Raw genomic sequence first — 22,020 nt, forward strand, 5'->3', positions numbered from 1 at the left:
AGCTGCGTCAGAATCATCAGTAGCCCATGGTAAGACAGAAGGGAGGATAGGCACGCTTTGCGATCCACCTCAAATCAGAAATGCTCGCACCAACCGAGAAACGCTTCGTCGTTTTGCAGGAAGATGAAGGGCTTTCTATCGCCCTCGTCGTACTCATTGATCGTCAATGCATAGATGCTTGAGCCGACTCCCGCCCCCTGATCTTTCCGCATGGTCGCTACGGCCTTGTAGCTATTCTCAATCGATCCGTAGTCAATGACCTGTGGGTCAGTGACGTAAGAATTCTTCAGGGCGCCCGCCATCAATCCAGTCCGCCTTTCAACAGTGAATTGTTTGCCAATGTAGATTCGGTTTATCGGTTTTTCTTTTGCAGCAAACGTGTTTTCAATCGTGCAGCGATAGTCGTCCGTTGCCCACGAATTCGTTGCCGTTACCAGTGCGACCACTCCTATCCATACCTTCATCAGGATTCTCTCGCAGGCCACATATCCAGACAGCCGCTGGCTTCGGCTTTCGACAGAAGCGCCGTGAGGGCTTCCTTCGCTGCCCACTCCTCAGTCATCCCACCGATCTGTACGGACTCCTCACCGCAGATTGACTGGACAGTAGACATCCCATGGGCGACCTTATAGCTGGACTCATACTTCTTTCCCTTGAACCTGACCTCGATCTTATTCATCTTCTTCATAATCGTCGTCGTCATTTAATGAGCTGGCCCCTGAGCTAGATTCGCTGCCCTCATCTACGTACGACTGGCAACCTTCATTAAACGATGCAGATGGAGTGCTGCAAGACGACTCATCGTCTACGTCGTTCTGCTCTGCCCAGTCATACCCTGCCTGGTGCCCTGAGCAATCACCCTTACATTGGTAGCCGTCGAACGTAGCAGCAGTAGCCGTCGTACTACCCAGCACCGATACCAGCAGCGCCATTACAAATAACGTCTTCATGGTGAACCTCGCTGTGCATCGCCAAGCCCGCGAAACGACTTCATACGACTTACCGCCGGCTTCTCAGGTGCTACTTGCACGCAATCACAATGCTCCTGCTCATGACTGATCCACCGTAGAGTCCAAACTGATTAGCTGCGACAGTGCTGCCTTGATCGCCTGACTTTTCGAGCAAGTCATAGCCCCGAGCCCCGCATAATTCCCCAGCTTTCTCGTAGCACTTCCCCCAACTCAGTGCACTTCCAGAGCAATCAATACTGAAACCCTCACGCCCATCAGAGGTATAGGTTTTGGATGCCATGGCACAGCCACCAAGAGCCATAGCGACAGCGCCACTCAAGACGATAAGGCTAAATTTCATACGGGCTTCCTTGGCGCTCGACCATGGATTAATCCGTAGATTGTAGTTCGACATCAGAATGTACGGGCAGACCCACCCCAACCACAATACAAGGAGTAATTATGAAAAGATTTATGGCAGGGATCGCCCCCCTGGAACTGGTGGCAAGTGAATCACCCCAACATCATGGGCTAGCTTTTTACCACCTAGGAACTGACGTTCACGGCGTTCACATTGCCCAGTGTGAACGAAGCCTATATTTTGTGAACGTTCTGAAGAAATCCAAGACAACAAAAAAGGGCCCACCTTTCGGTGAGCCCTTCCAGACCGCCCAGCAGAGCGGATTTTGTTTGGTAGGCGCGATTGGACTCGAACCAACGACCCCCACCATGTCAAGGTGGTGCTCTAACCAACTGAGCTACGTGCCTGCTGTGAGGCGGCATTCTACGGAATTCCGGAGGGGTGTCAACACCTTTTTTCGCGCTAACCCTATGAATATGCAAAATATTTAATTTTGCCGGTACAAAGAAGATTTTCCGGGTGGCTGGCGGGCGATTTTCAACTCGGGTAGGATCAACGCACTCGTAAAATATATTAAACAGAGGCTGCCGGATGGCTAACACTCCCTACCCAGAGTCCTACTACGCCGCATCGGCCAATGCGGTTCCGCCGCGCCCGGCGTTGCAGGATGACGTCGAGACCGATGTCTGTGTGATTGGCGCCGGTTACACGGGGCTGTCCTCTGCCCTGTTTCTGCTGGAGAACGGTTTCAAGGTCAAGGTGCTTGAGGCTGCCAAGGTGGGTTTCGGGGCGTCCGGGCGTAATGGCGGGCAGATCGTTAACAGCTATAGCCGCGACATCGATGTCATCGAGCGCACGGTCGGTCCCAAGCAGGCTCAGTTGCTGGGGCAGATGGCGTTTGAAGGTGGCCGGATCATTCGTGAGCGGGTCGCCAAGTACAACATCCAGTGCGATCTGAAGGACGGTGGTGTGTTCGCCGCGATGACCGCCAAGCAGATGGGTCATCTGGAGTCGCAGAAGCGTCTGTGGGAGCGATTCGGCCACACCCAGCTCGAGTTGATGGATCAACGGCGCATCCGCGAAGTGGTGGCGTGTGATCAGTACGTCGGCGGGATGCTGGACATGAGTGGCGGCCACATTCATCCGCTCAACCTGGCGCTGGGTGAAGCGGCGGCGGTTGAATCCCTGGGCGGGACGATCTACGAGCAGTCGCCGGCAGTGCGTATCGAGCGCGGTGCGAATCCGGTGGTGCACACGCCGCAGGGTAAGGTCCGGGCTAAATTCATCATCGTCGCCGGCAACGCTTATCTGGGTAATCTGGTGCCGGAACTGGCCGCCAAGTCGATGCCTTGCGGAACGCAGGTGATTACTACCGAGCCACTGGGCGATGAACTTGCCAGGACCCTGCTGCCTCAGGACTACTGTGTCGAAGACTGCAATTACCTGCTCGACTACTACCGACTCAGCGGTGACAAGCGCCTGATTTTCGGCGGCGGCGTGGTGTACGGCGCGCGGGATCCGGCGAACATCGAAGCGATCATTCGACCGAAGATGCTCAAGGCCTTCCCGCAGCTCAAGGACGTGAAGATCGATTACGCGTGGACCGGTAACTTCCTGCTGACCCTGTCGCGCCTGCCTCAGGTCGGACGCCTGGGCGACAACATCTACTACTCCCAGGGCTGCAGCGGCCATGGCGTGACCTACACGCACCTGGCGGGCAAGGTGCTGGCCGAAGCGTTGCGCGGCCAGGCCGAGCGTTTTGACGCGTTTGCCGACCTGCCCCACTACCCGTTCCCTGGCGGACAGTTGCTGCGTACGCCGTTTGCGGCATTGGGTGCGTGGTATTACGGATTGCGGGACAAGTTCGGGTACTAAGCGACACGCAATACATTGTAGGAGCGAGCCTGCTCGCGATATCGGTCTGGCAGCCAACGGATGTGTTGGATGTTACGACCTCATCGCGAGCAAGCTCGCTCCCACAGGTTTTGGGGGTTAGAGACGATCTCGTGGGATACCGCTGCGAATCCGCAGGATATCCGCCAGCACCGCCAAAGCAATCTCCGCCGGCGTCTTGCTGCCCAGGTTCAGCCCGATTGGCGCATGAATCCGCGCCAGTTCGGCATCGCCCAAGCCACCAATACGCCGCAACCGCTCGAAACGCTTCCGTGAGGTCTGCATGGAGCCCATCACACCGATATAGAACGCCTCGGTGCGAACCGCCTCCATCATCGCCAGGTCATCGATACGCGGATCGTGGGTCAACGCCACCACCGCCGTGTCGCTGTGGCAGCCGCCGTCGGCGATGAACACCGACGGCAGTTGGCGGCGAATCTCCACGTTCTCCAGCACGACGCCTTCCAGCACTTCGTCCCGCGGATCGCACAGAATCACCTCGAAACCCAAGCCCACGGCAAACTCCGCGCAGGCCTGAGCCACACTGGAGTACCCGGCCAGCAACAAGCGCTGGGCCGCGCCGACGCGTACACGCACCCGATCGATTTCACGCTCGATGCGCACACCCTGCTCACGATCATCGAACAGGCTGCGCGCACCGCTTTGCAGATCGACTTCTCGGATCAGCCGACGTCGGCCCAACAGTGCCGACTCCAGCTCGCGCAAATGCGCCTGCACGTCACATTCGGCGTCAAGCTTCTCGACCAGCACGTCCAGCACCCCGCCACAGGGCAGGCTGACGCGCGAGCGTGGGTCGTCGCCTTCGCCGTAACGAACGACGCTGACCGGCTGCAGAAACGCGCCCTCGGCGACTCGCTCGAGAAAGTCTTCCTCGACACAGCCACCCGACAGCGAACCAATCCATTGCCCGTCAGCGTTCACCGCCAGCAGCGAACCCGGTGCGCGCGGTGCCGAGCCGTACGTGGCCAGCACCGTACACAGCCAGATGCGCTGACCGGCCGTCGACCACTCCAACGCCCGGCGCACCACTTGCAGATCGAGATGCTGCATATCAGTGGGCCTTGTGCTCGAGCGGCGGCGCATCGGCCCGCAACGTCTGCACGTCGTTCACCGCCAGGTCATTGGGCTGACCGCCCCAACCCTGACGCAGGTAGTTCAGCAGATCCGTGAGTTGCCCGTCGCTCAACTTGTCGGCGAAGCCCGGCATCGGCTGCATGTGCTCGAACCCGGAGAACTTCTGCTCACCGATACCGTCGTCGATCACCCGCACCAGGTTGCGCGGATCTTCCAGGCGCAGCGTGGTGTTGCCGCGCATGGCGACGGCGATGTGCGGCTTGCCCTCGCCGCCTGGCGCATGGCAACCGGCGCAGACGTTCAAATATTCCTGACGGCCACGCTGGGCACTCGGGCTCAGTTTGTCCACCGGCACTTCGGTGAGCACTTTCGCCGCTGGCGGCTGATCGCCGAGCAGGAAGGTCGCCATCGCCGCCAGATCCGGATCGCTGAGGCCCTGGGTGCTGTTGTGGAACACCGGGAACATCTCGTTGAACATCGTGCCTTGGGCGCTCATGCCGTGCTTGAGGAACGAGCTCAGGTCCTGATGATTCCAGCCACGGGCCGCCAGGTCAGTGGCCAGCAGGCTTGGTGCGAGATAACCATTGAGAATGCCGCCGGTCATGCGTTTGTCCTGCTGCATCGCACCCGGCAAGCCGCGTGGGGTGTGGCACTCGCCGCAGTGACCCAGCACGTCGACCATGTACTGGCCGCGCTTCCAGGCTTCGCTTTTGCCTTCGGCAGACTCCAGCTTCACGTCCTTGCCGTACATCATGTTCCAGCCCATCAGGCCCAGGCGCACGTTGAACGGAAAGCTCAGGCTAGTGACCGGCGCGGCGCGCTCGATCGGCTCGACGGTTTTCAGGTAGGCATGAATCGCGTCGGAATCGGCGCGCGGCATCAGGTGATACGAGGTGTACGGCATCGCCGGATACAGGTTCGCACCATCGCGGCGCTTGCCTTCGGTCAGCGCGGCGAAGAACTCGTCATCGCTGTACAGGCCGATGCCGTGCTCTTTGCTCGGGGTGATGTTGGTGCCGTAGATCGTGCCGAACGGCGACACGATCGGCAGACCGCCCGCATAGGGCGCGCCACCCGGCGCGGTGTGGCAGGCCATGCAATCGGCCGCGCGGGCAAGGTACGCGCCTTGCTTGACCTGCGCCTCATCGGCGTGGGCCAGCAACACAGGCGCAGCCAGGCCGACCGCCAGCGCCAGGCGGGACAATAGTGGCTTCATGCTTAACCCTCCTTGACCAGGCCGAGATCAGTCAGCACGTTGCGGGTGGCGCTGTAGTAGCGCACGTACCCGGTGCAACGGCAGATGTGATGACCGAGGCTGTCCTCGATGACTTTTTCCAGCTGGCTTTTGACGATCGGCTGACGCTGCAGCTTTTCCACCAGCACGGTCGCGGCATTGACGAAGCCCGGCGCGCAGTAGCTGCACTGGAAGGCGAACTCATCCACGAAGCGCTGCTGGATCGGGTTCAGCTCGGTGACCTTGCCCTGCTCGTCGCAGGAAGCATGGCCTTCGATGGTCCGTACTTTCTTGCCTTCGAAATAGTGCGCGCCGGTGATGCAGGTGCGCACTTCTTCGCTGGTGCCGTCAGGGTTGTCGACGATCACCACGCAGGCGTGGCAGATGCCCTGGCCGCAGCCCAGGCGCGAACCGGTGAGGTTCTTGTATTCGTGCAGGTAGTCGATCATCGGCAGGTCATCAGGGATGTCCACCGGGCCGACGGATTGACCGTTGAGGGTCAGTTGAAGCGGACGGTTAGCCATTGAGGGCCTCCTTGATGCGTGCAGAAGTGATAGGCAGGTCGCGGACACGTTTACCGATGGCATGGGCCACGGCATTGCCGATGGCACCGACCACCGGAATCATCACCACTTCGGCGATGCCCTTGGACGGGTCGCTTGGCGACAGTGGCGGCAGGATCTCCGCCGTCTGCTTCCACACCGCAACATGCCGCGCCATTGGCAGGCGGTAACGGTTGAAGTTCCAGTCACCCTCCCCCGGCCCGCCTTCGTACAGCGGCATTTCTTCCATCAGCGCATGGCCGATGCCCATGGCGATGCCACCTTCGAGCTGGCCCTTGACCAGTTCCGGCACCAGCACGCGACCGCACTCGACCCACGAGTGATGGTTGAGTACCGACACTTCGTTCGAACCCTTGTTGACCTTCACTTCCACCAGCGTGGCCACCGGGCTGTAGTACGTCACCGCCGCGTTGTTCAACTGGGTTGCCGGGTAGGCGATGTTCTGCCGGTCCAGCAAATGGAAACCGGCGCTGTTCATCTGCGCCTTCTTCGCTTTCGGTGCACCGTCACCGTACTTCACGGCCAGGCCGTCGAGCGGCAAGCGCTCACGCACGCCGTCGATGCTGAACTCGGCCTCGGCCCAGCTCCAGCGGTTAAAACCGTGCACCGTGGCGCCGCTCACCAGGCCGCGCTCGTGAACACGCTTGGCCAGCATGGCGAACGGCAGGGGTTCCATGCCGTTGGCGGTGAGCTTGCCGTCGACCCAATGGGCGTCTTCGCGGCGCACCACGTAAGGGTTGGCCTGGCCGCCGTAAGGGCCTTGGCGCCAGATCTCCATCGCCGCCGGCCACAGGCCGTGGTTGAACAGCACGCGCGCCGCTTCACGGGTGGCGTGGCTGAAGTAGTACGCCGAGTTGGTGGCCGACGATGCCGAAGCCACCTTGCCGACCCAACGCGGGTTGCGCAGGACATTATCCTGTTCGGCCTGGCTCATGATGTACGGGTTGCCGCTGCTGATCAGCTGCAACTCCTTCCATTCGGTTTCACCGGTCTTCACTTCGTGCGCCGGGATACCGAGGAAATCGGCCACGACCATGGCCTGCGAGGTCGACATGCCGGTGCCGATCTCGATACCGATGTGGCGCAGGCTGATGCGACCTTCGGCGGTGAACTCAATACTGGCCATCGGCGCTTCGGAACCGGTGCCGAAGTCTTTCTGGCAGATGGCGAAACCCACCCCGTACCAGTTATCCGGATCGGCGGCTTCGCGTTGTTTCTTGATCGCGTCGCGGTTTTTCCAGACCTCGTGGACCGCCGCCTTGTCGAGAATCTCGTGCAGGCGCAGGGCACCGGCCGGGATCGCGCCCTGGGTGTTTTTCATGCCCGAGCGCAGCGCGTTCTTGCGGCGCAGTTCAATGGCATCGATACCCAGGCGATCGGCGATTTCGTCGACCATCATTTCGGTCGACGCCATGCTCTGCAGGGTGCCGTAGCCACGCATCGACCCGGCTTCTACCGCACGGGAATGGTAAGCCGTGACCTGCAGGTCGTTCTGCGGCATGTAATAGATCGATTGCGCGGCCGTGGCGCCCACCGCCGCCACCGACGGGCTGTAGTTGATTCGCCCGCCACCGTCGACGCTCATTTCAGCGCGGAAGATCTTGAAGCTGTGGTCGTTCTTGTCCACCGCCAACTGGTAGCGAATGTCGAACGGGTGACGCTTGATGCCGCTCTGGAACTGCTCGTAGCGGTCGTTGGCCAGGCGCACCGGCACACCGGCGCCGTACAACGCGGCCAGCGCTGCGTAGTAGACGAAAATGTTGTGGTCTTTGGAGCCATAACCGACGGTGTAACCCGGGTGCATGTTCAGGTTGGCCAGGCCGAAACGCGACGGCGCGATCATCTTCGCGGTCTCGGTCGCCGCTTCCAGCGGGCACTGGGTGGCGACGACGAAATGCAGGGTCTTGGTCGCCGGGTCGTACCAGCCGTTGCCGTTGTCCGGTTCCAGGGCGGCCGGTTCGATCGACGGGGTCTTGTAGCGCTCGTCGAACACCAGCCAGTTGTCCGGCGGCGTATCGATCTGCTGCTTCATGCGGTCGGCGTAGAACAACCCGCGCTCGGTCAGGTTGCCGTGCAGGTTCGGCTGGGAGTTCCACACCGGGCGACGGTTTTTCAGCATCGGGAACAGGATCGAATCCTTGAGGCTGGCGAACTCGTCTTCATCCGCCGAGGTCGCACCGCCGACGCGCACGTAGCGGAAGCTGCCGTAAGGATCGCCTTCAAAGAACGGCACTTTATCGCCGTAGCGGATCGCCTTGTCATTGAACTTGAGCTGGTTCTTGGCCTGACGGAAACGCTCGAAGTCGTTCCAGATCAGGATCGCCACCGGGTGCCCGATGAACATCGGCACCTTGCCGGCCGGCAACAATGGATCCGGGGCGTGCTCCTCAGGGAACACGATACCGTCCTTGACCAGGTCTTCGGCGGTGACGATGCGGTCCGGCTGCAACTCGGCGCCCAGCCACGACAGGTCGATGCCTGCGAAGATGTGGTCGGCCTTGATGGTTTTGAGCAGCATGGCGTGGCCTTGTTGCTGCGGCCAGCCCGGCATGTCCTTGGCGCGGATGTCGCGGGCAAAGACCTTGCTGCCGCAGACCTTGGACAAGGCATCGTTACGGGCGCGCGCCTTGCCATTGTTGCCGAGCCACTGCTCGGACGGCACGGTCACGCTGTTTTCCATCAAGGCGGCCAGCGCCTGGCTGCTCAATGGTGTGAGCGTCACGCTCACACCCGCTACCAGCCCGCCCTGAAGGAACGAGCGCCGGGATATATCACGGTTGGACATGGATCATCCTCTGGGCGGTTATGGGTCCGCCCTTCTGGTTATGTACTGGAAATCTCGAGTCTTGCAGAAGCCCTTTTCGACGATGCAAAGGGCTGTTGTTGACAGTGCAAAGCTGACCGAAAGGTTAAGTTTATAGGCTTATGCCTTCGCGGAAAACTAAAAACTGACCAAGGAATCAAAAAACCGCGACTTTTCGACGCAGCAGTTCGATGAACAACCCCAACTCCCGGCTGATGTGCTCGCCCTTGCGCAACAACAACCCGAATGGCGCCATCTGCACATCCAGTTCCACCGGTAACGCCACCACCAGGCCCATTTTAAGATAGTCGCGCAATGCGGTTTCCGACAGGACCATGATCGCGTCGGTCAGCTGAATCAGTTGCTGCATGGAGTACACCGAACTGCATTCGATGATGTCCGCCGGTAGCGGCAAGGCTAACCGCTGCAAGGCCTGATCCAGGCCGATGCGCGCCGGACTGGTTTCCGGTTGCAGGATCCACGGCCAACCGCTGACCAGCTCGGCCATGTCCAGTTTTTTGCGCCGGGCCAGCGGGTGGCCGGCGTGCACCACCACCAGTAAGCGTTCGTTACCCAATTGCTCGAAGACGTAATGCTCACTGTCGGTGGCGGCATTGCGCCGGGCGATGGCAAGGTCAATGCGGCCCTGTTCCAGCAACTGGATCACCTGGTCGCTGGTGTCGCCCATGATGCGAATCCGCAGCTGCGGATTGAGCGCCTTGATCTCGGCAATCGAGTCCATGACCAGGCCTGGCGCCGCGCCCATGATGGTACCGATCGACAGATAGCCGTAGCCGCCCTGCTGCCGTGCCATCAGGTCCTCGGCACAACGGTCCAGACCACTGATGGCCGACTCGGCAAAGCGAATCAGCTCCTGGCCCAGCGCTGTCGGGCGCATCCCCCGCGGCAGGCGCTCGAACAGATCGCAGCCGAACATGTCTTCAATCTCATGGAGCATGCGGGTTGCCGCCGGTTGCGACATGTTCAGGCTTTGCGAAGCGCGGTGCAGGTTCTGGCTGCTGCTGAGCGTCACCAGCATGTGCAGATGCTTGTAGCGCAGGCGATTGAGCAGGCTGCGGGAGATGATCGGTGTGGTCATGGCGGGCCTTTTTATCGATACCCTAAAGGTATCAGTTGTGAGCTAGATTCGATTTGTAACGCATCGATCAGCGGCCGTACAGTCTTCCCCATAAGAACAAATGCCCTACCAAAGGAAAACTGCGATGAAGACTCTACCCGCGCCTCTGCTCGCCAAAATTTCCTGGCGGCTACTCCCGTTTCTCCTGCTGATGTACATCATGGCCTTCCTCGACCGCGCCAACGTCGGGTTCGCCAAGCAAGCCTTTCAAGCCGACACCAACATCAGCGATGCCGCCTTCGCCTTCGGCGCCGGGGTGTTCTTCGTGGGCTACGCGTTGCTTGAAGTGCCGAGCAACCTGATCCTGCACCGCGTCGGCGCCCGCCTGTGGATGTGCCGGATCATGGTCACCTGGGGCCTGGTCTCCGCCGCCATGGTCTTCGCCCACACAGAAACCAGCTTCTACATCCTGCGCTTCCTGCTGGGCGTGGCCGAAGCCGGCTTCTTCCCCGGCGTGATCCTCTACCTCACCTACTGGTTCCCCAGCGCCGTGCGCGGCAAGGCCATGGGTTTCTTCTATTTCGGTGCGCCGCTGGCATTCATCTTCGGCAGCCCGTTGTCCGGCCTGCTGCTGGAACTGGACGGCTTCGCCGGCTTCCACGGCTGGCAGTGGCTGTTTGCCGTTGAAGGCCTGATGGCAACGGCGGTGGGCATCTGGGCCTACTGGTACCTGGACAACCGGCCGGCCGACGCCAAGTGGCTGACCGTCGAGGAACGCCAGCAAGTGCAGACCCTGCTCGATCAGGAAGACAGCCATAAACAGAATCACGGCCGCAGTCTGCTCAACGTCATTTGCCAACCCTCGGTGCTGTACCTGTGCCTGATCTACCTGTTGATCCAGGCCAGCGTCTACGGCGTGGTGTTCTACTTGCCAAGCCAGGTCGGCGGACTGCTCGGGACCAAGGTCGGGCTGATGGTCGGCCTGGTCACGGCGATTCCATGGATTTGCGCCTTGATCGCCGCCTACCTGATCCCCGGCTACAGCGACCGCACCGGCGAACGCCGCCGCACCGCGTGCCTGACCTTGCTGATGGCCGCCGCCGGGATCGCCTGCTCGGTGACCTTCAGCAATCCGCTGCTGGGGATTATCGCCCTGTGTTTTGCCGCCTCCGGCTTCATCGCCGTGCAACCGGTGTTCTGGACCTTCCCCTCCAGCTACCTCGCCGGCAGCGCCGCCGCGGCCGGGATCGCCCTGATCAACTCGTTCGGCGCCCTCGGCGGCTTCATCGCCCCCATCCTGAAGAACTGGGCCGAAGGCGCTTTCCATTCACCGGCAGCAGGCTTGTACGTGCTCGCCGTTACCACCGTCATCGCCGCGTTGCTGGTGCTGGGCGTACGCGCGCCCGGCCATGAAGCCTCGAACAAACCGGCCACCGTTTAAACCTGACCGCCGTTTAACAAAAGGAATCACACCATGGGCATTCCAACCATCAAACACGTCCGCGCTTTCACGCTGCGAGGCGGCGGTGCGGATTATCACGACCAGGCCGACGGCCACTGGATCGACGATCACATTGCCACGCCGATGAGCAAATACCCCGAGTACCGCCAGAGCCGCCGCACCTTCGGCATCAACGTACTCGGCACCCTGGTGGTGGAGATCGAGGCGAGCGACGGCACCGTCGGTTTTGCCGTGACCACTGGCGGCGAGCCTGCCGCCTACATTGTCGAGAAGCACCTGGCGCGCTTCCTCGAAGGCGCCCGGGTCACCGACATCGAAAAAATCTGGGACCAGATGTACCAGTCGACCCTGTATTACGGGCGCAAGGGCATCGTCATCAATACGATCTCCGGCGTCGACCTGGCGCTGTGGGACTTGCTCGGCAAGATCCGCCAGGAGCCCGTGCACCAGTTGCTCGGCGGTGCGGTGCGCGACGAATTGCAGTTCTACGCCACCGGCGCCCGCCCGGACCTGGCGCAGAAAATGGGCTTCATCGGCGGCAAGATGCCGCTGCACCACGGCCCGGCCGAAGGCGAAGAAGGCCTGCGCAAGAACCTCGACGAACTGGCGACCATGCGCGAGCGTGTCGGCCCGGACTTCTGGCTGATGCTCGATTGCTGGATGAGCCTGGACCTCAACTACGCCACCAGACTGGCGGTCGGCGCCCACGAACATGGCTTGAAATGGATCGAAGAAGCCCTGCCGCCGGACGATTACTGGGGCTATGCCGCCCTGCGCAACAACGTACCCAAGGGCATGCTGGTGACCACCGGCGAACACGAAGCCACGCGCTGGGGCTTCCGCATGCTGCTGGAGATGGGCTGCTGCGACATCATCCAGCCGGATGTCGGCTGGTGCGGCGGGATCACTGAACTGGTGAAGATCTCGGCCCTGGCCGATGCCCACAACGCGCTGGTCATCCCTCACGGCTCTTCGGTGTACAGCTACCACTTCGTCGCCACCCGGCATAACAGCCCGTTCGCCGAGTTCCTGATGATGGCGCCGAAGGCTGACGAAGTGGTGCCGATGTTCCACCCGCAATTGCTCGGCGAACCGGTGCCGGTCAATGGCCGCATGCGCCTGTCCGCGCTCGACCAGCCAGGATTCGGCGTGACCCTCAACCCGGAATGCCAACTGCATCGGCCGTACAACCGCTGAGAAAGGAGTTCGTGATGAACATGCCGCACAACGCGTTCAAGGCCGCACTGAACAACAGCGAAACCCGGTACGGCATCTGGGCCGGGTTCGCCACCGGCTACGCCGCCGAGATCGTCGCCACCACCGGTTACGACTGGATGCTGATCGATGGCGAGCACGCGCCCAACACCGTGCCCGGCGTACTCGCCCAGTTGCAGGCCGTGGCGCCTTACCCGACCGCGCCAGTGGTGCGCGCGGTGAACGGCGATGCCAACCTGATCAAGCAACTGCTGGATATCGGCGCGCAGACGCTGATGATCCCGATGGTCGAAACCGCTGAGCAGGCACAGGCACTGGTGCGCGCCATGCGCTACCCGCCCCACGGCATCCGCGGGGTCGGCGGCGGCCTGACCCGGGCCACGCGCTGGGACGGCGTGCCGGATTACCTGAATACCGCCCACGAACAACTGTGCCTGATCGTGCAGGTGGAATCGCGCACCGGCGTGGAAAACGTCGCCGCGATTGCCGCCGTCGAGGGCGTGGATGCGGTGTTTATCGGGCCGGCGGATTTGTCGATCGGCCTGGGTCATGCCGGCAACCCCGGCCACCCGGAAGTCCAGGAGCGGATTCAACACGCCGTGAACGCCACACTGGCGGCCGGCAAGGCCTGCGGGATTCTCGCCCCCAACGAAGAAGACGCCCGCCGCTACCAGCGCTGGGGCTGCCAGTTCATTGCAGTGGCCATCGACATCAGCCTGTTGCGCCAAGGCGCCATGGCCACCCTCGCCCGCTATCGCGAACCTGCCACCCCTCAAGCGCCGTCACGCACTTACTGATCTGCCAAGGAGTCGCACCATGTCATCCATGCCTGTTTACGAAAACTTCATCGACGGCCAATTCGTGGCCAGCGCTGCCCACCTCGATGTGATCAACCCGGCCACCGGCGCCGTGCTGTCGAAAGTCCCGGCCTCGACCGCCGAGGACGTCGACCGCGCCCTCGCTGCCGCCCGTGCCGCGCAGAAAGACTGGGCGCGCAAACCGGCAAATGACCGCGCCGGCTACTTGCGCCGGATCGCCGCGAAACTGCGGGAAAACGTCTCGCACCTGGCGCGCACCATCACCCTGGAGCAAGGCAAGATCAGCGGGCTGGCGGAAGTCGAAGTCAATTTCACCGCCGACTACCTCGACTACATGGCCGAATGGGCCCGGCGTATCGAAGGCGAAATCATCACCAGCGACCGCCAGAACGAAAACATCCTCCTGTTGCGCAAACCCTTGGGCGTGGTGGCCGGGATCCTGCCGTGGAATTTCCCCTTCTTCCTGATTGCCCGAAAAATGGCCCCGGCCCTGCTGACCGGCAACACCATCGTCATCAAGCCCAGCGAAGAAACCCCGAACAACTGCTTCGAATTTGCCCGGCTGGTCGCCGAGACCGACCTGCCGCCCGGCGTGTTCAACGTGGTCTGCGGTGACGGCCGAGTCGGCGCGGCACTGAGCGCGCACAAGGGCGTGGACATGATCAGCTTCACCGGCAGCGTCGACACCGGCTCACGAATCATGGCCGCCGCCGCGCCGAACATCACCAAACTCAACCTGGAACTGGGCGGCAAGGCGCCGGCCATTGTGCTGGCGGATGCAGACCTCGACCTGGCGGTCCGGGCGATCCGCGATTCGCGGATCATCAACAGCGGCCAGGTGTGCAATTGCGCCGAGCGGGTCTATGTCGAGCGCAAGGTGGCGGATCAGTTCATCGAACGCATCGCGGCGGCCATGAGTGCGACCCGTTATGGCGACCCGATTGCCCAGCCCGACGTGGAGATGGGCCCGCTGATCAACCGCCAGGGGCTGGACAGCGTCAACCGCAAAGTCCGCACCGCGTTGAGCCAGGGCGCAAGCCTGATCAGCGGCGGGCAAGTGGCCGACCTGCCGAATGGCTTCCACTTCCAGCCCACTGTTTTAGCCGGTTGTCGCGCCGACATGGAGATCATGCGCGAAGAGATTTTCGGGCCAGTGCTGCCGATCCAGATAATCGACGACCTGGACGAAGCCATCGCCCTGGCCAACGACTGCGACTATGGCCTGACTTCGTCGATCTACACCCGTGACCTGAGCAAAACCCTGCAGGCGATGCGCGAGTTGGATTTTGGCGAAACCTACGTCAATCGCGAGAACTTCGAAGCGATGCAGGGGTTCCATGCCGGTGTGCGCAAGTCCGGCATCGGCGGCGCGGATGGCAAGCACGGGCTGTACGAATACACCCATACCCACGCGGTGTATCTGCAAGGCTGAGTCACGCACTTTCTGTGAAGGGAAGGCGCCTGTGCCATCGCTCAGGCGTCTGCCCCGCCCTCCTGAAATGCACATCTCATCGGCATTTCCCCGGACGTAGCAACGGGCAGGTCGAGCAGTATTCAGCGGGTTCGGTGGCCAGGTAATAGAAGCAACAGGTTCGGCGAAAGCGAATGCTGCGCTGCCCGTCGTCCACCTGCGTCGGCGGTCGGCGGAAATGGCTCAGCGGGTTGTAATCGAGACCGAACAACGCAGGCTCGGCTTGTGTCAGCAGCCAATTGAAATCCGCTTCACAACGCTCGCGCACTGACGGGTCTTCGATTTTCGCCATGCGTTTTTCATACAGCGAGTACACGCGCACGGCCGTGTTTTCCCAGAGGATGCGCCGGGAGACACCGGTGACACGGTTGAAGGTGTGCCACAACGGTTGCAGCAGACCCGCGAACAGTCCCCGCACCAGGGCCTCCCGCCAGGCCTCGCGCTCATTGGCTCCATAGGTCAGGGGCAGACCGTGATGCAGGGGCATTGACGACGTCCACTGCCCATCATCGTGGCCGTATTCGATCAGCGTGTTGTCGAGCGTCAACAACAGCCCCTTGTCATACACCGACAGCGCATACAAACAGGCGCCGGTCGCCAGAAACGACAAGCGCTTGCCCAGCAGCGAGGCGGTGATCGCCCGGGTCGGCGAGCCGATCACCGGGCCCAGGGTGTCCAGCAGTTGCTCGCACACGTCTTCCTGCAACAAGTCCCGGGCCATCAGCGAACGCAACGGGTCGCGCTCGTCGCCGTCCTTGAGCCGCAAGCCGCCGGACAACATCGTCCACTGCGAGGCGGTGAAATGACGTGCCAGACTCATTGCGGCAATTCCCGGCCAAACGGAATGCACAACGGCGTGCCGAAGAAGGGATCGGCAATGATCCGGCAATTGAGGTCGAATACGGTTTTGACCAAGGGTTCGGTCAACACCTCGTCGGGTCGCCCCTGGGCAAAGGCCGTCCGGTTGTGCACCGCGACCATGTGGTCGGCGTAACGACAGGCCAGGTTGAGGTCGTGCAGCACCATGATGATGGTCTTGTTTTCGAGCCGGTTGAGGTCGCGCAGCAGGTCCAGCACTTCGATCTGGTGCGCCAGGTCGAGAAACGTGGTGGGTTCGTCGAGCAGCACGATGCCGGTGTCCTGGGCCAGGGTCATGGCGATCCACGCGCGCTGGCGCTGCCCACCGGACAACGCGTCCACCGGTCGGTCCGCCAGGGCCTGCAGGCTGGTTTGCGTCAGCGCGCGGTTGACCATGGCCTCATCTTCAGTCGACCACTGCTGCATCCAGCTCTGATACGGATAACGCCCCAGCGCCACCAACTGCCGCACGGTGATGCCCTCCGGCGCGCTGGGGGTCTGAGGCAAAATGGCCAACTCCCTGGCCACAGTGGCCGTGGATTTTTGCTGGATATCCACACCGTTGAGAATCACCGAGCCCTGCTGCGGTTTGAGCAGTCGGGCGAAGGATTTGAGCAAGGTGCTTTTGCCGCAGCCGTTGCTGCCGATCAGTACCGAAATCTTGCCTTGGGGCAGTTGCATGTCCAGCGCGTCAATAATGACCTGGCGCTGGTAACTCAGGGTCAGGCGGCGACTTGCAATCGACGTCATGCGTTGAATTCCTTAATGACGCTGTTTAATCAACAAATAGAGAAAAAAGGGTGTGCCCAGCACGGCGACAAAAATCCCCGCCGGCAGATCCAGCGGCAAAAACAGGACACGCCCGGCGAGGTCGGCCAGCACCACGAGGTTCGCCCCGACCAACGCGGCCATCACCGCCTGGCCACCAAAACCCGGGGCTACCAGGCACTTGGCAATGTGCGGCGCAATCAGCCCGACAAACGCGATCGCCCCGCCCCAGGCAATCGCTGCACCGGCCAATGCCACGCTCACCAGCAACAAACCGGCGCGCAGCCACTGCACACGAACGCCAATGCCCTGGGCCAGAGCGTCATCCAGTTGTTGCACCCTCACCTGCCGGGCCAGCAGCACCAGCAGCGGGCAGATACCCAACAACCAGCGCCCCAGCGCCAGCGGTTCCGGCCAACTGGCGCCGTACACGCTGCCGGTCAGCCAGACATAAGCCGACAGGGTCGTGGTCAGCGGACTGAAGACCAGGATGAAGGTGGTCGCAGCGGTCAACATCGCGCTGATGCCGACCCCGATCAACACCAGGCGCAGCGGTGAGGCCCCCTGCTTCCAGGCCAGCAGATAGATCGCCAATGCCGCCAGCCCCGCACCGCACATCGCCGCCAGCGGCAGATACTGTTGGCCCAGCGCCACGGAGAAAAACGCCAGATACAGCACGGCCGCCGCACTGGCACCGCTGGTGATACCCAGCAGGTCAGGTGAAGCCAGCGGGTTGCGGATGATGCTTTGCAGAATCAGCCCCGACACCGACAACGCCGCCCCGACCAACGCCGCCAGGAGCATGCGCGGCAAGCGCAGTTGCTCGACGATGAACGTCAGGCTGGCGTCCTGGTTCGACAGCACAATCCGCAGCACCTCCAACGGCGACAGCATGACTTTGCCCAGCGACAGGGAGCCAAGCATGATCAGCGCCGTCACCATCGACGCCGCCAGTAACCGCCACAACGTAGTGACATTGATCCGCCGGGAAAAACCGCTGCGGCGCCAGGTCAGGACCTTATCCATAACGACCTCCACGCCGGGCCAGCAGAATGAAGAAGGGTGCGCCGAACAGCGCCGTCATCACGCCCACCGGGACCTCCTGCGGCAGGATCAACACCCGCGACAAGGTATCGGCCAGCAGCAGGACAATCGCGCCGAGTAGCGCACACCCCGGCAGCAACCAGCGATGATCGATGGACAGGCCCTTGCGCACCATGTGCGGCACCAGCAGGCCGATAAACCCGATGCTGCCGGCCAATGCCACGGCACTGCCCGCCAGACAGACCACCAGCACGCTCATCAGCAGCCGGATCAAACCGGTGCGCTGACCCAGGCCGGTGGCGATCTGCTCGCCTGCGTCAAGCACGTTGACCTGACCCGCCAGCAACATCGCGCCGAGCAACCCGAGCACGCCACAGATGAGCAGTGGCGCGGCGACCGACAGGCTGCGCTCGGTCAACGAGCCCGCCAGCCAGAACAGCACCGTGTCCAGCCCATCCTGATTGACCACCAGCAACGCCTGGCTGAACGCGGAGAACAAAGCGGCCATCGCCGCACCCGCCAGCACAATGCGCAGCGGGCTGAGACTGCCCTGCCCCATGTTGCCGATCAGCCACACCAGACTGCCGGCCACGGCCGCGCCGATGAACGCGCTCCACAGCCAGGCATCCGGGGATGACAGGGAAAACAGCGAGGAGCACAGGATGATAAAAAACGTCGCGCCGGCGTTGATCCCGAACAACCCGGGGGACGCCAGCGGATTGCGCGTCAGCGCCTGCATCAAGGCCCCCGCCACGGCCAGGCTCGCGCCCACGGCCATCGCCATCAAGGTGCGCGACAGGCGTGTGGTGGTCACCAGCACATGGCTGACGCTCAGCGGATCGGGATGCACGAACGCGGCGGCAATGTGCGACAACGGAATCCAGGTGGCTCCGACCGCCAGGCTCAGCACGCCGCTGAGCAGCAACACCACGGCGGCACAGCACAACTTCAAACCATTGCTCATCAGGACAGGTCCGCCGTGACCAGCCGTGCGACGTCATCGAGCATCAGGTTCGCCCCGAGCATCCCGCCCGACAGGCTCCAGGCCACTCCGTCGACCCGCCACACCTGCCCCTGTTGCGGCGCACGCATTTGCTGCCACAGCGGATGCTGCACCAGGCTTTCATAGTTTCGCTGCACCGCCGGTTTCTCCGCGCGCAAGAAGACAAAGAAAATGTCGGCATTGACCACCGCCAGACTCTCCTTGCTGGTGAGTTTGATCGATACCCCGCTCGCCGCGCGACTGGCCTCACTCCAGCCAAACCCCAGCTCGGTGATCACCGAACCCGGAAAACTGGCCGGCAGATAACTGCGGATATGGTCCTCACGGACATCCAGAATCGACACCGTCGGCGGCCAGCGCCCGGCAAATTCCTGCTGCAGTTGCTCGCGCAGTTGTGCCGTGCGCCACTGCCAGCGGGCCAACACCTCGTCGGCGCGCTGCTGGCGGTGCAAGGCCAGGCCCATCAACGCCAGGGTCTTTTTGAACTCGAACACTTCCTCGAGCATCACCACCGGGGCGATCTGCTTGAGCAACGGCGCGATGCGTTCATGGCGAAAGCGCGAGGCGATGATCACGTCCGGCTTGAGCAGCGCGATATCCTCAAGGCTGGGCTGGGTTTCCAGCCCGACATGGGGCACCGGCTCCAGTGCCGAGCGCAGATAGCGATAAGTGGGCTTTTCACTCCAGGAATCGACGATGCCGCAGGGTGTGATGCCCAGCGCCACGGCACTGTCCGTGGCCCCCTGGAACAGGGTGATCACCCGCAGCGGCGCAGCGTCGGCCCGGGCCCACGCCGACGGGGCAAACCTGAGCGCAAGCAGGCCCAGGGACAGGCGCAGCAGCGTGCGCCTGGAGGGCGTGTCGGGCTGTTCTTTCTTGAGCGGGTCAGTCAGGCCGGGCATGCTCTGGTCCTCTGCAATCGATTCATGACACAACTCGGTCGCGCCCATCCCTGTGGCGCATTCCACGGTTGAATCGATTCAGAAGTCGACGGTCGCCGACAGCAGGTAGGTTCGTGGAGTCGCAAGCGTCAATCCAGGCTCGCTGTCATCCGAAGCCCCGGCCGAACTCCAGTAGCGCTTGTCGGCCACGTTCTCGATATTGGCGCGCAGGGTGATGTTCTTTTCTTCAACCTTGAAGGCGTAGCGCGCGCCCACGTCGACACGCGTCCAGGCATCGATTTCCTTGTTATTGGACTGGTCCAGATACTGCGAGCTGGAATAGATGCCGCGGCTGGTGAGGGTCAGGCCTTGTACATTCGGCACGTCCCACTCGCCCCCCAGGCTGACGTTGTATTCCGGCGTGGCGGGCGCGCGGTTGCCATCAAAGGTGCCGTTGGTGGTGTCGGTCAGTTCGCTGTCGATGTACATGACGCCGCCGAGCAGGCGGAAACCTTTGAGCGGCTCACCGAACACGTTGACTTCCACACCCTTGTTTTCGCGTTTGCCGTTCGGGCCGAAAACCCGCGTCGTGGCGTTGGTTTCATAGGCCGGCTGCTTGATCCGGAACACCGCAGTGGTAACGGCGAATGCACCCGCATCATATTTGGCACCGACCTCGACCTGCCGACTGATGAACGGCGGGAAGATCTCGTCCTCGTTCACCGAGGTCGACGGGGCGATCTTGCCCTGGCTCAGGCCTTCCATGTAGTTGGCATACAACGAGAGCTTGTCCGTGGCCTTGAACAGAATGCCGCCCGAGGGCGATACCTTTTCTTCATCGTAGCCCGTGTCGCCTTTGACATTATCCGTCCAGTCGTCAACCTGCACTCGCTGCCAGCGTGCGCCGAGGGTCAACAGCACCTGGTCATCGAAGAAGCCCAATGTGTCGGACAACGCCACGCTGCTGGAACGGTTCTCGGTATACACCTGCGAATCGAGTCGCGTGGGCGTGATGGGTGTAGGTGTTTCCACAGGGTTGTAGAGGTTACTCGGGGCGGCGGCATAACGGGCGCCACCGTTTTCGAAGTCCATGTAGAAGTAGCTGGCAGCCAGGTTGATTTCATGGCTCACCGGACCGGTATGGAACCAGTTGCGGACCCCGGCGTTGGCTGTGCGGACATTTTCGTCACGGGTGAAGTCACGTGGCTGAACACTGAAATCGCCCGCATTGTTGGTGACCGCTACGGCGTGCCGAAGGAAGTCGTGATTACTTTTACGCGCACCCGCACCGGCGTACACCATGACGGAATCGCTGACATCGTACTCGCCGGTCACCGTACCGAAGGTGTCCTTGGTCCGCGCCTTGCTCCATGGCTGTGCATAGTTGTGGCGAACATCGCTGGCGTGCGGAACCTGCGCCTTGGCACCCACCTGTACGCGCTCCTGCGGGGCGTCGGTGTCACGCTCGTTGTGTCCGATGTCCGTCGAGAGCCGCAGGCGCTCACCGCGAAAATCCAGGCCCAGCACAGCCATCTCGCGGTCAACACTCTGGTGATCCCATTCGGTGTCGCCGGACTGCTTCACGCCGTTGAAACGAACCCCGAACATGTCCCCCTCACCAAAGCGTCGACCGATATCTACCGCACCGCCGACCTGGCTGTCGGAAGCGTAGTTGCCGGTAAACGAAGTAACGGGCACGTCGGTGGCGCGCTTGGGCACCACGTTGATCCCGCCGCCCACGCTGCCCCGCGGCGAGATGCCATTGATCAGCTGACTCGGGCCTTTGAGGACATCGACGCGATCGGCCATTTCCATGTCGATGGTGTACGTCGGCAGAATGCCGTAGAGACCGTTGTAGGAGACATCACTGTTGAACAGGCTCATTCCGCGAATGGTGAACTGCTCATACCGCCCACCCGCCGGATTGGTGGCGCGAACCGAGGGATCGCTGGCAACCAGGTCGCCCAGGGTACGAGCCTGCAGGTTTTTCACCAACTCACTGGTGTAGGTGGTCTCGCTGAATGGCGTCTCCATGAAGTCTTTCGAGCCCAGCAAGCCTTGCGACCCACGGCGTGCGACCTGCCCGCCGGCATACGGATCACCGTGCGCCGTGTCCGCCGTCGCGTAAATAGAGGTCGCGCCCAATTGCAGGGTGCTGCCTGTTGGCGCCGGGGTCAGCATGTACGCCTGTTCGCCCACCGGTTGCAGTTGCAGACCGGAACCCTGCAGCAGTTGGGCAAAGCCCTCTTCCACCGCGAAGTCGCCGGAAAGGCCAGGGCTGGTGCGCCCACCCACCAGTGCCGGGTCCACGGACAGATTGACCCCGGCCAAGCCGGCGAAACGGGTCAGCGCCGCGCCGAGGCTACCGGCTGGCACCTGATAGCTGCGCCGTGGCGCGTCTTCTGCCCAACCGGCAGTGATGAACAACGGACAGGCACTCAGGCTCAACAACAGACTCAAGTGCATCAACGGGCGCAACCGGGATGGAGCCAGACGCGTACTGCAAGGCATCACTGCGGGCAT

Annotated in this window: 19 protein-coding genes and 1 tRNA gene; 5 read left to right on the forward strand and 15 right to left on the reverse strand. The window is 62.0% G+C overall.

The genetic code is table 11. From position 1 onward, the window contains the following. Positions 1-74 precede the first annotated feature (74 nt). From KW838_RS21550 to KW838_RS21565, 4 genes are all read right to left on the reverse strand, one after another. Positions 75-464, reverse strand: a complete 390-nt coding sequence (locus KW838_RS21550) for a hypothetical protein (RefSeq protein WP_218503526.1) — start codon at positions 462-464, stop codon at positions 75-77. After that, positions 464-688: a hypothetical protein gene (locus KW838_RS21555; protein ID WP_218503527.1), complete on the reverse strand. Its 225-nt coding sequence runs from the start codon at positions 686-688 to the stop codon at positions 464-466. Before KW838_RS21555 ends, KW838_RS21550 begins: the two co-directional genes overlap by 1 nt. Next, positions 672-950 carry a hypothetical protein gene (locus KW838_RS21560; RefSeq protein ID WP_218503528.1) on the reverse strand — a complete coding sequence of 93 codons (279 nt, stop codon included), beginning with the start codon at positions 948-950 and terminating at the stop codon, positions 672-674. Before KW838_RS21560 ends, KW838_RS21555 begins: the two co-directional genes overlap by 17 nt. Positions 951-1,641: 691 nt before the next feature. After that, positions 1,642-1,718 (reverse strand) — tRNA-Val (locus tag KW838_RS21565). A 184-nt stretch (positions 1,719-1,902) separates the two neighbouring features. Here KW838_RS21565 and KW838_RS21570 point away from each other — a divergent pair. Next, positions 1,903-3,186 (forward strand): FAD-binding oxidoreductase, encoded by a 1,284-nt coding sequence (locus KW838_RS21570; RefSeq protein WP_218503529.1) that lies wholly within the window; start codon positions 1,903-1,905, stop codon positions 3,184-3,186. A 117-nt stretch (positions 3,187-3,303) separates the two neighbouring features. Here the strand turns inward: KW838_RS21570 and KW838_RS21575 are convergent, their stop codons facing one another. The 5 genes from KW838_RS21575 to KW838_RS21595 all read right to left on the reverse strand — a co-directional run bounded on the left by KW838_RS21575 (position 3,304) and on the right by KW838_RS21595 (position 9,998). Further along, complete coding sequence (locus KW838_RS21575; RefSeq protein ID WP_218503530.1) at positions 3,304-4,275, reverse strand: XdhC family protein; 972 nt, start codon at positions 4,273-4,275, stop codon at positions 3,304-3,306. A gap of 1 nt (position 4,276) precedes the next feature. After that, positions 4,277-5,515 (reverse strand): cytochrome c, encoded by a 1,239-nt coding sequence (locus tag KW838_RS21580; protein ID WP_218503531.1) that lies wholly within the window; start codon positions 5,513-5,515, stop codon positions 4,277-4,279. Between the two features lie 2 nt (positions 5,516-5,517). Next, the gene (locus KW838_RS21585; protein WP_218503532.1) at positions 5,518-6,057 is read right to left on the reverse strand and encodes a (2Fe-2S)-binding protein; all 540 of its coding nucleotides are present in this window, start codon (positions 6,055-6,057) and stop codon (positions 5,518-5,520) included. Then, positions 6,050-8,881: a xanthine dehydrogenase family protein molybdopterin-binding subunit gene (locus tag KW838_RS21590; RefSeq protein ID WP_218503533.1), complete on the reverse strand. Its 2,832-nt coding sequence runs from the start codon at positions 8,879-8,881 to the stop codon at positions 6,050-6,052. Before KW838_RS21590 ends, KW838_RS21585 begins: the two co-directional genes overlap by 8 nt. 175 nt (positions 8,882-9,056) lie before the next feature. After that, complete coding sequence (locus tag KW838_RS21595; protein WP_015095870.1) at positions 9,057-9,998, reverse strand: LysR family transcriptional regulator; 942 nt, start codon at positions 9,996-9,998, stop codon at positions 9,057-9,059. A 124-nt stretch (positions 9,999-10,122) separates the two neighbouring features. On the opposite strand from KW838_RS21595, the gene KW838_RS21600 reads away from it, so the two are divergent. Genes KW838_RS21600 through aldA form a run of 4 tightly spaced genes read left to right on the forward strand, consistent with a single transcriptional unit; the run spans position 10,123 to position 14,904 of the window. Then, positions 10,123-11,418 carry an MFS transporter gene (locus KW838_RS21600; RefSeq protein WP_102699286.1) on the forward strand — a complete coding sequence of 432 codons (1,296 nt, stop codon included), beginning with the start codon at positions 10,123-10,125 and terminating at the stop codon, positions 11,416-11,418. 33 nt (positions 11,419-11,451) lie between these two features. After that, the gene (gene rhmD / locus KW838_RS21605) at positions 11,452-12,636 is read left to right on the forward strand and encodes an L-rhamnonate dehydratase (protein WP_218503534.1); all 1,185 of its coding nucleotides are present in this window, start codon (positions 11,452-11,454) and stop codon (positions 12,634-12,636) included. 14 nt (positions 12,637-12,650) lie between these two features. Further along, on the forward strand, positions 12,651-13,451 hold the full coding sequence (locus KW838_RS21610; protein WP_102699285.1) for an aldolase/citrate lyase family protein: 801 nt from the start codon (positions 12,651-12,653) through the stop codon (positions 13,449-13,451). A gap of 19 nt (positions 13,452-13,470) precedes the next feature. After that, positions 13,471-14,904 carry an aldehyde dehydrogenase gene (gene aldA, locus KW838_RS21615; protein ID WP_218503535.1) on the forward strand — a complete coding sequence of 478 codons (1,434 nt, stop codon included), beginning with the start codon at positions 13,471-13,473 and terminating at the stop codon, positions 14,902-14,904. A gap of 76 nt (positions 14,905-14,980) precedes the next feature. On the opposite strand, the gene KW838_RS21620 is transcribed toward aldA, so the two are convergent. From KW838_RS21620 to KW838_RS21645, 6 genes are all read right to left on the reverse strand, one after another. Further along, a complete protein-coding gene (locus KW838_RS21620) occupies positions 14,981-15,763 on the reverse strand; it encodes an IucA/IucC family C-terminal-domain containing protein (protein WP_218503536.1) in 783 nt (260 codons plus the stop codon). Next, complete coding sequence (locus KW838_RS21625; protein WP_218503537.1) at positions 15,760-16,551, reverse strand: ABC transporter ATP-binding protein; 792 nt, start codon at positions 16,549-16,551, stop codon at positions 15,760-15,762. The genes KW838_RS21620 and KW838_RS21625 overlap by 4 nt, the downstream gene beginning before the upstream one ends. Positions 16,552-16,563: 12 nt before the next feature. After that, positions 16,564-17,595 carry an iron chelate uptake ABC transporter family permease subunit gene (locus KW838_RS21630; RefSeq protein WP_218503538.1) on the reverse strand — a complete coding sequence of 344 codons (1,032 nt, stop codon included), beginning with the start codon at positions 17,593-17,595 and terminating at the stop codon, positions 16,564-16,566. After that, entirely contained in the window at positions 17,588-18,577 is a 990-nt protein-coding gene (locus KW838_RS21635; RefSeq protein ID WP_102699280.1) for an iron ABC transporter permease, read from the reverse strand. The genes KW838_RS21630 and KW838_RS21635 overlap by 8 nt, the downstream gene beginning before the upstream one ends. Continuing rightward, on the reverse strand, positions 18,577-19,518 hold the full coding sequence (locus tag KW838_RS21640) for an ABC transporter substrate-binding protein (RefSeq protein WP_218503539.1): 942 nt from the start codon (positions 19,516-19,518) through the stop codon (positions 18,577-18,579). The genes KW838_RS21635 and KW838_RS21640 overlap by 1 nt, the downstream gene beginning before the upstream one ends. Before the next feature lie 78 nt (positions 19,519-19,596). Then, positions 19,597-22,020 carry a TonB-dependent receptor gene (locus KW838_RS21645; protein ID WP_218503540.1) on the reverse strand — a complete coding sequence of 808 codons (2,424 nt, stop codon included), beginning with the start codon at positions 22,018-22,020 and terminating at the stop codon, positions 19,597-19,599.

Origin of the sequence: Pseudomonas sp. PDM27 (genome assembly GCF_019219205.1) — a bacterium.
Classification (GTDB): Bacteria; Pseudomonadota; Gammaproteobacteria; order Pseudomonadales; family Pseudomonadaceae; genus Aquipseudomonas; species Aquipseudomonas laurylsulfatiphila.